General features: G+C 50.2%; 13 protein-coding genes. 1 reads left to right on the plus strand and 12 read right to left on the minus strand.

What is annotated here, in order from left to right:
- Nucleotides 1-13: 13 nt before the first annotated feature.
- The 7 genes from T504_RS0108030 to cpaB form a co-directional block, all read right to left on the minus strand.
- Entirely contained in the window at nt 14-514 is a 501-nt protein-coding gene (locus tag T504_RS0108030) for a TadE family protein (RefSeq protein WP_033170561.1), read from the minus strand.
- Nucleotides 515-552: 38 nt separating this feature from the next.
- On the minus strand, nt 553-741 hold the full coding sequence (locus tag T504_RS0108035) for a hypothetical protein (RefSeq protein ID WP_033170562.1): 189 nt from the start codon (nt 739-741) through the stop codon (nt 553-555).
- A gap of 65 nt (nt 742-806) precedes the next feature.
- A complete protein-coding gene (locus tag T504_RS0108040; protein WP_033170563.1) occupies nt 807-1,781 on the minus strand; it encodes a type II secretion system F family protein in 975 nt (324 codons plus the stop codon).
- Nucleotides 1,778-2,908 (minus strand): P-loop NTPase, encoded by a 1,131-nt coding sequence (locus T504_RS0108045; protein WP_033170564.1) that lies wholly within the window; start codon nt 2,906-2,908, stop codon nt 1,778-1,780. Before T504_RS0108045 ends, T504_RS0108040 begins: the two co-directional genes overlap by 4 nt.
- 30 nt (nt 2,909-2,938) lie before the next feature.
- Complete coding sequence (locus T504_RS0108050) at nt 2,939-3,772, minus strand: AAA family ATPase (protein WP_156033498.1); 834 nt, start codon at nt 3,770-3,772, stop codon at nt 2,939-2,941.
- 20 nt (nt 3,773-3,792) lie between these two features.
- Nucleotides 3,793-5,475, minus strand: coding sequence for a type II and III secretion system protein family protein (locus tag T504_RS13650; RefSeq protein WP_072022719.1), 1,683 nt, complete (start codon nt 5,473-5,475; stop codon nt 3,793-3,795).
- Nucleotide 5,476: 1 nt separating this feature from the next.
- Nucleotides 5,477-6,475, minus strand: coding sequence for a Flp pilus assembly protein CpaB (gene cpaB, locus T504_RS0108060; protein ID WP_231473881.1), 999 nt, complete (start codon nt 6,473-6,475; stop codon nt 5,477-5,479).
- 293 nt (nt 6,476-6,768) lie between these two features.
- On the opposite strand from cpaB, the gene T504_RS0108065 reads away from it, so the two are divergent.
- Nucleotides 6,769-7,413: a prepilin peptidase gene (locus tag T504_RS0108065; RefSeq protein ID WP_033170566.1), complete on the plus strand. Its 645-nt coding sequence runs from the start codon at nt 6,769-6,771 to the stop codon at nt 7,411-7,413.
- 382 nt (nt 7,414-7,795) lie between these two features.
- On the opposite strand, the gene htpX is transcribed toward T504_RS0108065, so the two are convergent.
- From htpX to T504_RS0108090, 5 genes are all read right to left on the minus strand, one after another.
- Nucleotides 7,796-8,650, minus strand: a complete 855-nt coding sequence (htpX, locus tag T504_RS0108070) for a zinc metalloprotease HtpX (protein WP_033170567.1) — start codon at nt 8,648-8,650, stop codon at nt 7,796-7,798.
- 7 nt (nt 8,651-8,657) lie between these two features.
- Entirely contained in the window at nt 8,658-9,350 is a 693-nt protein-coding gene (locus tag T504_RS0108075; protein ID WP_033170568.1) for a TerC family protein, read from the minus strand.
- A gap of 258 nt (nt 9,351-9,608) precedes the next feature.
- The gene (gene gyrB, locus T504_RS0108080) at nt 9,609-11,648 is read right to left on the minus strand and encodes a DNA topoisomerase (ATP-hydrolyzing) subunit B (RefSeq protein ID WP_033170569.1); all 2,040 of its coding nucleotides are present in this window, start codon (nt 11,646-11,648) and stop codon (nt 9,609-9,611) included.
- Nucleotides 11,649-11,666: 18 nt separating this feature from the next.
- Entirely contained in the window at nt 11,667-11,987 is a 321-nt protein-coding gene (gene remB, locus T504_RS0108085) for an extracellular matrix regulator RemB (RefSeq protein WP_051635273.1), read from the minus strand.
- Nucleotides 11,987-12,940 (minus strand): DciA family protein, encoded by a 954-nt coding sequence (locus tag T504_RS0108090; RefSeq protein ID WP_033170570.1) that lies wholly within the window; start codon nt 12,938-12,940, stop codon nt 11,987-11,989. The genes remB and T504_RS0108090 overlap by 1 nt, the downstream gene beginning before the upstream one ends.
- Nucleotides 12,941-12,944: the final 4 nt, after the last annotated feature.

Raw genomic sequence — 12,944 nt, forward strand, 5'->3', positions numbered from 1 at the left:
ATCTCACCTCCCGTTATGACTTATCGACATTTTTCTCGTTATACATCTTGTACTGGATATCTATATCAAAAGCTCGCACTTTATTGTTGTCTTTTTCATTTTCTTTGGCAAAGAAATTCAACAAGGTATTTATCGTATTTCCCAATACGGATTTTTCATTCAACGGGGCATTGATCTTCACTAACACATCGTCGTCCTTGGCGGTTATCGAAAAATCCCCCATCGTATAAACATCAGAAATCAAGCCGCTTTTTTTATACTTATTACAGATTTCCTGATATTTTTCCTCACGCGCCTGTTGTTTCGCCTTTTCACTGCGTGTTTTATTATTCTTATCCTTTGAGGACACCGAAACGATTGCCGCTTCGCGGGCACTGTCGCGCGCGATATAGGTCAGCTGCAAATAATCGGCAAAGGCAAAACTGAAATAAGCCACCGCTAACACCAAGAATAGAAAAAAAGGAAAGATGACAGAAAACTCCACCATGCTTTGACCCTTTTGCATCAATTTCATTTCTGTCATCTCCTAAAAAAAACTATCAAATATTAGACTTAAAGGGCATCTACTTTAGTTTTAACTTTGCTAAAACCTGCTTCTACAGCATGCTGGAAGCTGCCATCGCTAGCAAATACGACTGCGGCAACACCGACGATAAAAGCAACGATCAGGGCATACTCCACCATACCCTGAGCTTTCTCGCTCAGATAACGTGCTTTCAGATACTCAAGAATCTCCTTCATAATTAGTTCCTCCCTAAAAAAAATAGAACAATAAATTTATGTAAAATCCCGAAGGATATCACATATCACACCTTGATATCGACAATCTTGCGGATGACCAGGAAGCCGATGATCTCCATCACGACGGCCACGCCAATGGCAATCTGCCCGGTGGTCTCCTCAAACAGCGGCCGCATATAGTCCGGGCTCACCGTTGTCAAAAACACGCCTAGTGCTACTGGCAGCAGTGCCAGTACGATGCCCGACATTCGCCCCTGTGCCGTCAGCGCCATGACTTCACGCCGCATGCGGACGCGTTCCTGAATCGTTCCGCTGATGGTATCGAGAATCTGCGCGAGATTGCCGCCCACCTGGCGCTGGATCAGCACCGCGGTGACCACGAGTTCAAAATCGGGACTCTCCACGCGCTTTTGCATGTTCTCGAGAGCCGTCTCCAACGTAACGCCGACATTTACCTCGTTGACCACCTTCTGGACTTCGCGTCCGATGGGCGCGTCCATTTCGCGGGCGATAAGCTCGAAGGCCTGCATAAAGCTGAAGCCTGCCCGCAGGGCATTGGCCACCATCGTCAGCATATCCCCGAGCTGATTCGTAAAAGCTTTTTGTCTCCGTTTGATGCTGATATCCAGCAGCATGAGACCTAGAATCACACCGACAAAACCAGCCGCTAAAGCTATCCACGGATTTAGCGTGGCTGCCAGTGTGAGGATGGCACAAAAGCCACCGAAGATTACCAGGATGACTTCAAATTCAGACCCCAAGAGCGGCCAATCGGCCTGCTGCATCTTGAAGTCCATCTGGTTTCCCTTCTGGATATTTTGCACCTTTTGGGCGACTTTCCGGACAAATTCCCGGAACTGCCCTTTGACTTTTTTGCGTTGCCGTTGCCGGAGCTGCTGCTGCCGGAGTTTCACCGCATTGCCGGAAAAATACTCCATGCGATTGACGATATTTTTATGTTCCCGCGCTTTGATGCGAAGCAGCATCAAAAACATCATCAAGCAAAAAAGGGTAACTGCTAATGCCAGGATAATTCTCATGACTTGTCCCACCTGATTCTATGACCACGGCCGGTGATTTCATCGGCCAGATGGTCTACACTCCTGGCCAGCGGGCTGTCCGGCCGGATATCGCTGGCCATTTTGCCATTATCCGCAGCATCCGAGACGATGCCGTATTCGTTCGGGATAATGGCCGTTACGGGATACCCCAGCCGATCCGAAAGGTTTTGCTTGGACTGGCTGTTGCAGGGCTCCACGCGGGTAAAGATGGCCTTCACCCGATCCTCGTAGTTTTCCCAGTCTTTAAAAATCTCCAACGCCCGTTTCGTATGGTCGATTTCATAGGCATCGTTTATCATGCTGACCAAAAACGTCGTATTTGACTTCTCTGCCGCCGCAATACTCGTGGGATTGAACCCTGGCGGCACGTCAATCAGCAAGTAGCGGAACAGGCTCCGGCTCATGCTGATGATGTTCTCCAGCCGTCGTATCGATACCTTATCGCTGAGATTGGGCGTTTCCGTACCACAGAGCACGCTGACATTCTGTGTCACCGGCATGTAGTAGGAATGCAGGGTGATGGGCGATAGGAATTTGGCATCTCGGGTGGCTTCGACAATGGTCGATTTCGGCGCCAGATTGAAGAACACCGCCATGTCACCGAATTGCAAATCCGCATCGATGATACCGACCTGCTCATGCGTTTTGCGGGCCAGCGCTACTGCCAGATTCGCAATCAAGGTAGTCTTGCCGCTCTTGCCCTTTGGACTGAAAAACACCAAGGTTTCACAGCCGCTCTCCGACCCCATTTTGGCAAAGGTATCGACTGCTTCCTGCAGCTCTACCCCCGTAAACGGTTTTATGATATACCCGCGGGCACCGGCTTTGACGATATGGCTGGCACTTTCAGCCTGCCATTTCTCGCCCATGCAGAGAATGGATGCCTTAGGATATACCTTGAGGAAGTCTGCAATGAGAGCTACGGAATTCTGTTTTTCGATATCGAGCAGGATGAGATTCGGATTGAATATCGCCCCTTGCCCCAGCGCATCACTTATCGACTGATAACGGGCGACGAGTTCGAATCCATTGGTTCCCTGCACCACCTGCGTGAGCTTTTCGAGCATCAGGCGGTCGCGCTCAACGAGCAGCACACGATTTACCATCGGACTTCCTCCTTTCCTGTAAAGATCCTTTTAGCCAAAAATACGGCTGAGCCAGGATTCCCCGACATATTCGTCCATCTCTTCGTCATTCTCCTCATAGCCCTGATTCGTATAACGGGCTACCAAGTCGCGAAGCGCCTCCCCCAGGTCGGTACGCTCCGTTTTCAGCACCAAGGGAATGCCCTCTTTGATGGACTGGCTGGCTGCCCGGAAATCATTGGGCAGGATATGATAGAACGGCTCGCCGAGCAGCTTTTCGACATCGTCGATACCGATTCTAGTCTTCGCGTTGCTTCGATTGAGCACCATGCGAATCTTATGTTTATCGTAATTTAAGTCATTCAGCGTATCGCTGCCGATTTTCATATTCTTAATCGTCGGGATAAAATCCACGATTCCTAAAAAGGTTACAATCGTCGATAAATCCAGCAAAGCCAGATTCAAAACGCTGAACATCGAAGTCGTATCCACGATGACATAATCGAATTTCGTCTGCAACTGGCGGATTGCCCTGATGGCGTAATCCGATTGGATGTTGTAGGCCTCCTCCAGCTTCTTGGGCGCCGCCAAAACGTAGAACACCACCCCGCCGTATTCGTAAGGCGTCAGATATTCTTCCACATGGCAGGCTTCGCCCTGCATGAGCATCGCCTGCTGGACATCTGCCAGCGTCCGCTGAGGAAGCAGCTGCAGATAGTTGCAAACATCGCCAAACTGAAGATCGAAATCCACCAGACAAACCCGCTTGCGCTGGCGTGCCAGTTCCGACGCCATATTACAGCTTAGAAGCGTCTTCCCCACGGCTGAGGCCGTACTGAAAAAAGTGAACACCGCACCATGGATTTCCTTTTCAATATCTGGCATGATGATGTCTCCTTTCCTCTTTACTGCGCCCCTTGAATTACCTCCGGCTTCTGGATATTATCCAACGAATAAACCGGTGACGTTGTTTTCGCTGCCTTAGCAGGCTTTACCTTGGCGGCAGCTTCTTCTGCCTGTTTTTCTGCCGCTATCTCTTGGCGCAAATTCGCCAGCCGTTCAGCAAAACTTCCAGCCGGCGGCTCTGCCTGTGGCTGTTCCACCACTTTGGCCGGCTTTTTCTTTTTTGCTGGCTTTTCCTGCTTCTCCTCCTGCTTAGACGGAAGTTCCTCGTTGAGGTCTACCGCTGGCATTTTCTGTTTCTCCCGGCGGCTTTCGACATAGGCGTCCTTCATCTTTTCCGACATCGTAGTCCGCGTCTGCTCATTGACTACGCGCGGCGTAATCATGATCATGATTTCTGATTTCTGACGGGATTTGTTGTGGTATTTAAAGAGCTCTCCAACCACGGGGATATTGCCCAAGAGCGGCACTTTGCTGATGCTCTGGCTGTCTTCCGAGTTGAGCAGGCCACCGATTGCCATGGTCATTCCCGTCGGAATATTCACTACCGTCGTCGCCTGCCGGGTTATGAGCCCTGGCATATTGAAGCCATTTACCGTAACGGCATTGGACCAATCGAGCCGGCTGACAATTGCCTGCACATCGGCGGTAATATTGCCGTCGTTATCCACCGCCGGTTTCACGAGATTGAGCTGGATACCATAAGGCTTATACTCTACCGATACGGTATCATTACTCTTTATCGGCACCGGAATCTGGCCGCCCACGAGGATGCCAGCCGTTTTCCCGCTCATCGTGGTAATATTGGGACGGGAGATGATTCTGGCCTTGCCCTTATTGACCAGCGCATGAATATCGGCATTGATCTGGGAAAAATGCGTAAACAACCAATTGCGGTTGTACCAGTGATTTCCCTGATCACGTGTCTTGCCATAGGTCTCACCAGCATAAAACGAACCGGTTGAGCCCTTGGTTACTTTCTTCCAATTGGCATCCTCATTGTACTCGATATTCGACGGCGAACTGTATTCTACGCCGAGCTGCTTGGCGGCATCGGAATTGATTTCGATAACCATAGCCTCGATATTTATCTGGTCTGGATTGGTCATCTCGAGCAGGTTGACGACTCTGGCACTGCTGTCGATGGCTTCATCGCCTTCGATGTCCGTGGCAATACCAGAGACATTGTCCTGCATCTTCTTCGTCACTTTTTTCGTTTGCGCTACCGTGTCATCCCCGACATAAAGGCAGGCAATCTTAAAAGCAAGTTCTTTCTCGTATTGGTTTTCGACATGGCCCTTGAGCAGTACACGATCACCGACCATCGTTACTTCGACATGCGGCAGGTCAATGGCTTTTTCGATAATAGCCGCCAGTCCCTTATCCTCTTTGGACACGGTAACGCTGTACTCCTGACGCATGCCGTTCTTAGTCCAAATATTAAGCGTTGTCGTTCCCGGTGCAAAGGCGACGACATTTAGCGCACTTGCCCCGAGAATCTTCACATCCGCAATCTTCGGATTCGCTACGGCCACACGGGAAATCCCACTTCCGGTATTGAGGTAGTACGACTGATTGACCCCCAGCCAGATTGGCTGAACATAGGCATAAGCAGGTGCCGGAGCCACGACTGCTGTAGTAGCCGCCACCATTCCCAAAGCAAGGGCTTTTTTCCATTGCATCATGTTAATTTACCCCCACTTTACTAGAATCCACACCGCGTATCACTTCGATGCTGTTTCCATAATCCGCCGTTACCGGTCTGGTTGGCAATTTCGCCGGGGCCGGTGGGGTATAGTGAACCGGCTCGGTGCGCGTCACTACTGGCGCTGTCGGTTGCGTTTGCTGCGGCTGCTGCGGTACCGATTTCTTGTCCCCTGGTATAAAATAATCCTTGTCGAGGGTAAACAAATCCGTTGGATTATACGGACGCAATACCAGATAGATTGTTCCTTTCTGGGAGGCAACGGCCAATTTCAGCGCTTCATCGAGCGGCAGTGCTACGGTTGCTGTGGCCATAGCGTCTTTCGCCCCTTCGATTTTCCCCTCGTTTTGATCCTTGGACTTATCCTTGTCGTCCTTTTTCTTATCCTCATCCGGCTTTACAGCCTGCTCGCCGACCTTATTGATTGCCAGCAGCAGAACATTTTGCATCAACACTTCGCCCTTGATGCCATCTTCTTTTTTGCCGCTGATGACCATGATATCGACGTAATCGCCGGGCTTAGCAAAACCAGATACACCCGTTATATCGGTGATTGCCACCGACACCGCCCGGCAGTTCGGCGGAATCGTCCCCGTAAACCCGGCCATGCGGACATCGGTATAGACCTTCTTGTCCGTCACGATATCCCCCTGCTGGATTGCCGTACTGGCAGGGTGATCCATCGCTTCCGCCACTTCAGCAAAAGCACCTTCCGGCACAAGATCCGCCGGTACTTCCACTACCTTGAGCATATCGTCTTTGACGATGGTACGCTCTGGTATGTCCTGTTTGGCCACAACTACTTTGACCTTCAATTCCTTGCCCGCACTCTTCGTATTGGAATCCACTCCGGATAGCGAAAAGTAGACGAGCAATCCCATAAAACAGCTGAACATAACCGCCATGATAACCCATTGCCGGTAGGTGATCTTGTCCAGTAAATCCTTGAAATTTCCCGATGAATTAGGCATTTTCAACATTTACGAAAGTCTCCCCATGATTAAGTTTCAGTCTAAAAGTCCTATTGTTTTTCCTAATTTATTTCTAAATAACAACATGAGTATAACACACTTCTTCATGTTATAGAATGAGTTTTATTAAATTTTTTTAATATTTTCCTCTTATTTCTTATACATTTTCCCTATAGTAAGGCATAAAATGTCATAAAGCAACTAAAAATATAGCAAAAATAAGAAACTTGCTTTCATTTACTTTTTTTTTCAAATATGCTATGTTCAAAGAGATTAATATCGGATGAAAAGAGGATTAATTTATGACCGACACTGTCTTTTTACTGCTTATGACTATCATCCTAGCCGTTTTCCTGAGCATCGCCGGCAATCGCTGGATTGATCGGCTCTATGCAGCTTCACCAGCCAATCTCAGCTTCCCCCACGATATAGCCAGGCGAAGTTTCCTGCGCCATAAAGGTCTTGCCTTTTTGCTCGGCGTTTTGTTTTCACTGACAGCCCTGCGCCATCCTGCTATGATTCCCCTCCAGCTTTATTTCCTATTCGCGTTCGAATACCTGCTGCTGCTTTATACGTTTACGGATTTCGAACAGCAAGTCATCTTTGACAATATGCTGCTGCCCTTTGCCCTGCTTGGCGGCATCTACACCACGATGATGGACCTGCCAGTCTTCGACCATGCACTGGCTGCCGCCGCTGGTGGCATTGTCTTCCTGCTGCTTGCGATTCTGACCCACGGCGGAATCGGTGGGGGAGATATCAAACTGATCGCCTCGCTGGGTCTCTGGCTCGGCACCGATGCACTGCTAAGCATCACCATAACCGGACTGATTCTCGGCGGAATTGCCGCCCTGCTGCTGCTCGTCACCGGCAAAAAGAAACGCAACGAATATTTCGCCTACGGTCCCTACTTCACCATCGTAACGATAATCGTCGCGGTAATTTAAGCAAAAAAAAGCCACCCTCGACCAAAAGGGTGGCTTTTTCTGCTTTTGTCCTAAAAGCGGACTCTGTGCGTCGCAAGCGGTCAACCTACAACGCAGTCGTAATGCATTTCTTAACCTACTGACATTGTAGCACATCTTTCCTGAAAATGCTATAATCAATTTGCTGTGCGCCTCTCAGCGGAAGGGAGGATCGTAGATGCATTATCTTAACCTGTTGCGCGACTTCCTGCTTTCCTTGATTGCAGGATTGGCAGCCAACTATCTTTTCACTTTGCTGATGAATTAGTACAGCAATCAGTAAATCCCTCGGGCAAAGGTCAGTCGTAGAGGGAGAAAAGCCGTCCAAGACCAAATGGACGGCTTTTCGTTTATCCTTTTTTTCTCAACGGATATGGGCTTCAGCGGCCTGCTGACGCAGACGGGCGATACGCTCAGCGGTTTCCGGATGCGTGCTGAACAAGTTGGCAATGGCTTTGCCAGACCCTTTCAGCGGGTTGATGATATACATATGAGCCGTAGCTGGCTGTGCCTGTGCCATCGGCTGAGCATGCGTTGCATAATACTCGATTTTCTCCAGGGCATCAGCCAAATAATTCGGATTGCCGCAAATTTCACCGCCATCATGGTCGGCCTCATACTCACGCGAACGGCTGATGGCCATCTGAATCAGCATAGCGGCAATCGGTGCCAGAATAACCATTGCCAAAGCGGCAATCGGGTTGCCGCCATCCTCGTCATCCGAGTTGCCAAAGAAGGCCAGGAACTGTGCCGAGTAGGTGATAACCGTTGCCATCATAGCCGCAATCGTTCCCGTCAGGATGTCGCGATTCTTAACATGGGAGAGCTCATGGGCCAGAACGCCGGAAAGCTCATTATAATCGAGCACATTCATGATTCCCGTCGTAACGGCCACAGCTGCATGATCCGGATTACGGCCCGTGGCAAAAGCATTTGGCACATCGCTGTTGATGATGCACACCTTCGGCATGGGGAGGTTGGCATTAGCGGCCAGTTTCTCCACCAGCTGGAAAAGCTGCGGAGCATCTTCCCGGGAGATTTCCTGCGCACCGGCGGATTTCAATGCCATCGTATCGCTGAACCAGTACATGAACATATCCATACCCAGCGACAGGATCAGCATAGCCATAAGACCGGCTTTGCCGCCAATCAGGCCGCCCACAAACATCATCAGGGCTGCCAATAGAACCATTAGTAAAAGAGTCTTGAGATTATTCATGATTGATTCACTCCTTATTGTGATGATTGATATACCAGCCAATCGCTAAAACGGCTGCTACAAAAATAATTTTCATATACAGGGCGTAGGGGAGGAGAAGGGCACCAACTGCCTTATCCGCAACCATGAGTTCCGCCGCAGTATAGCCGAGGATGGCCGCACCAGCATAAATCAGCGCCGGCACTTTCAACATGATCATCAGGAAAACCTGAGCACCGAAAAGCACGATGGGGATAGAAATCAGCAAGCCGCATATAATCAGGCTCCATTTTCCATCGGGTACGGTATTGGCGACACCAGCCAGCGATAATATATTGTCGATGCTCATGATAAAGTCGGCAATCAAAATCGTCCGCACCGCCGCCATAAAGGTCGTCGGCTGGCCGGCATCTTCGCCCTTTTCTTCCCGGTGGTCTGTGACCAGCTTTACCGCGATGTACAAGAGCGCCGCACCACCGATTGCCTCAATATAGGGCGTTGCCAAAATCCCCGTAGCAAACAGCGTGCAAACAATGCGGATAAATACCGCACCAAAACCACCAATCAGAATCGCCTTGCGCCGATTGTGCTTCGGCAGATTCTTACATGCCAGCGCGATGAGAATCGCATTATCCCCGGACAGCAGTAAATCCAAGAGCAAGATTCCCGAAAAAGCTGCCAGCCATTCCGGTGAAAACATACCAGTAAATAAATTTTCCATCTTCGTTATCACTTCTTCTTTCTGTACCAAAAAGACCTTGACCTATATACAGTCGTAATATGACTTTATATAAGATCAAGGTCTCGCTTACTAACGATTAGCCGGCCGTACCGGGATGCTCCAGCATCCGTACTGACGATATCAGGCCGTTCAGCTACTCCCCTTGTGGGGTATAGATTTAGTTGACTATGGCTATAATATACCATAGCCGTTTTGACTTTGCAAGCAAAAATGTCAAAACGTCAGCTAAAAATTCGATTAAATATCCAAATTGCGGACGAGTTTTGCATTTTCCTCGATAAACTGACGACGCGGCTCAACCTTGTCGCCCATGAGAATCGTGAACAGTTCATCCGCCGCTTCGGCATCTTCCATATCCACTCGCAGCATCGTGCGCGTCTCCGGGTCCATGGTCGTCTCCCAAAGCTGTTCTGGGTTCATCTCACCCAGACCTTTGTAGCGCTGAACCGTAACGCCATCGCGGCCGACTTCATCGAGTTTCTTGGCGAGCTCTTCATCGCTGTACGTGTACCAATGTTTCTTGGCCTTGCGAATCTGATAGAGCGGCGGCTGCGCAATAAATACATGGCCATGCTCAATCAGCGGTTTCATATAGCGATAGAGGAAGGTGAGGAGCAGCGTACGGATATGCGCACCATCGACATCGGCATCGGTCATGATAATGATCTTGCCGTAACGGCGTTTTGCCAGGTCGAAATCCTCACTGATACCCGTACCAAAAGCCGTTATCATCGTACGGATTTCGGCATTGGCAAAAATCTTGTCCAGGCGTGCCTTTTCGACGTTGAGAATCTTACCGCGCAGCGGCAGGATAGCCTGGAAACGGCGGTCACGTCCCTGTTTTGCCGAACCGCCTGCCGAATCACCCTCGACGAGGTAAATCTCGGCCTGCTCCGGATCTTTGACCGAGCAGTCTGCCAGTTTGCCCGGCAGGCTGGATACCTCCAGTGCATTCTTGCGGCGGGTGAGCTCACGGGCCTTGCGGGCAGCCTCACGGGCACGAGCGGCCATGATAGCCTTCTCGATGAATTTCTTCGTGATGACCGGGTTCTCCTCGAAGTATTCCGACAGTCCTTCACTCACGATGCTGTCGACAATACCACGAACCTCACTGTTCCCCAGTTTGGTCTTGGTCTGACCCTCGAACTGCGGCTCGCGGATTTTAAGGCTGATGACACAGGTAAGGCCCTCGCGGACATCATCACCGGAGAGGTTGCCGTCTTTGTCCTTGAGGATGCCCTGTTTGCGGGCAAAATCATTGGCTGCACGCGTGAGTGCCAGTTTGAAGCCAGCCAGATGCGTGCCGCCCTCCTCCGTGTTGATATTGTTTACGAACGAGTAGATGTTCTCCTGGTAGCTGTCGTTATACTGCAGCGCAACTTCTACCACCGTATCATCCTTTACGCCGTTGAAATAAATCGGCTGCGGATTGATTTTTTCTTTTTTGCGGTTCAGATGCTCCACAAAGGAACTGATGCCGCCCTCGAAATGGAACGTTTCACTGCGAACTTCTTCGCCGCGCTCGTCATGCAGGGCAATCGTAATGCCATGGTTAAGGAAAGCCAGCTCGCGCAGACGGTGACGAAGGGTCTCATAGCTGTAGGTCGTAACCGAGAAAATCTCCGGGTCCGGTACAAAGTGGACGCGTGTACCCGTAGTCTCCGTATCGCCCGTAACCGTCAGCGGCTGCTGGGTGACACCGCGTTTGAAGGAAATCTCATGGATTTTACCATCGCGTTTTACCTGAACATCCATCGAAGTCGAAAGCGCATTGACGACAGAAACACCGACGCCATGCAGGCCGCCCGATACCTTATAACCGTCGCCGCCGAATTTACCACCGGCATGGAGGACCGTCAAAACGACCTCGACGGCCGGCATGCCGCTTTCGTGCATATCAACCGGAATACCACGGCCATTATCGACAACCGTGATGCTGTTGTCCTTATTGATGGTCACATCAATCTTATCGCAGTAACCAGCCAAAGCCTCATCGATGGAGTTGTCGACGACCTCGTATACCAGATGGTGCAGGCCGCGTTCCGACGTGCTGCCGATATACATACCCGGACGCATGCGGACGGCCTCCAGACCCTCGAGAATCTGAATCTGCTCTGCACCGTAATCCGCCTCAACAGCCGTTACCTCGGCACTGCTTTCATCTGTATGGATTTCGACACCAGTAGTATCGAGATCTTTATCCGCAAATTCATCGCTAGGCGCCTGAACCTCGTTTGGAGTCAGGTCAATTACTTTCGTTTCCTTGTCATTTGCCATGAAAATCCTACGCTCCCATCATTCCGTAACCAATCTTGTTTCCGTTATTTTCTTTGTTGCATCCACTGCATCTATCGTCGTAAACGCCAGCTCTGAACGCCGCTTTAAAGTGAGCGGCGATATTACTGACAGGTATATTTTATCTTCGGTCAATACCAAGGCCTTAATGGACTCATGATCATCCTCCGGGCCAAGTTCCAGCGTATTTACCACCCGGCCGGCTTTTCGTTTCGCTGCCAGCATTTTTTTCCCTGGACCATTCTGAAAGAGTGCAAAATCCTGAATGGCTATGACGTCTTTGGTCCGAACCGATACGCCATTTCCTAAATGTAAAAACATCAGTGTTCACCTCTGCCTTTCTTGCCCAGCTTAATGACCGAGTAACGCTTTGGTGCTTTATAGTCCTTGGGCCGATGAAGATTGAACCGCAGGCGGTATATCGTCCTTACGATTTCATCCTCCGTAAGCTGCTCCGGTGGCAGGCAGCGATAGAGCATCACGAGGTTCTTTGCCTTGATACTTTGCGTATCGTTCACATCCACCTCAGTTGCCAGCTGCTGTACCATTGAAGCACGTTGATCATTCAAAAGCTTTGGCGTGCATTCTGGTACGTATTCCCGCACTTCCTTACAGCGCGCCCAAGGAATATCCCGCAAGACTTGACGCACTCTGGCTGCCAGCTTTTCCCGTTGGCTGCGCGCACATACTGGACAGCGCAACTCGTCCTTCGGACAGAGCGTACCACAATCCACACAGGGATGCCAGTCCTTCGCAGCGCGGAGCTTTTCCATTTGCATATGCTTGCGAAAAAGCTCTCTTGCCTTGGTGACGATATCCGCATCCATCGCTTCGTTGCCGATTTGCTCGGATGCCTGCACATCTTCGGCGGTGAGCAGAACCTGCTGGCGATTTTTGCCCCAGTTATATTCCCGCTTCGTATGCGCGATGCGGATTTCATCAATCCCATCGGTATCCGGATGCTCCCAGCGGCGGCTGAAAGCAATCCCTTTAATCATCTTCTGGCCAGCGTAATTGTTGACCAGCTGCGTGATTTGCTCCTGCATCATAACGAGATTATTCCGCAGGGACGGATTGCCACAGTAAAGATACAGGATTTCCTTGCGGATTCCCTGCGGTTCCGTATGTTTGGCATTAAACGAACCGACAATATCCTCCCAATGCCAGAGCACCCAATGCATGAAAAATCTCTTTTCAAAAGCAGCGCCCTTGGTGTGTACCCAACGGGGGATGACGGATTTTACTTTTTCCAGTCCTGGTGTGCGCTTTGCCATTCTA

The organism is Selenomonas sp. ND2010 (assembly GCF_000702005.1).
Taxonomy (GTDB): Bacteria; Bacillota; Negativicutes; order Selenomonadales; family Selenomonadaceae; genus Selenomonas_A.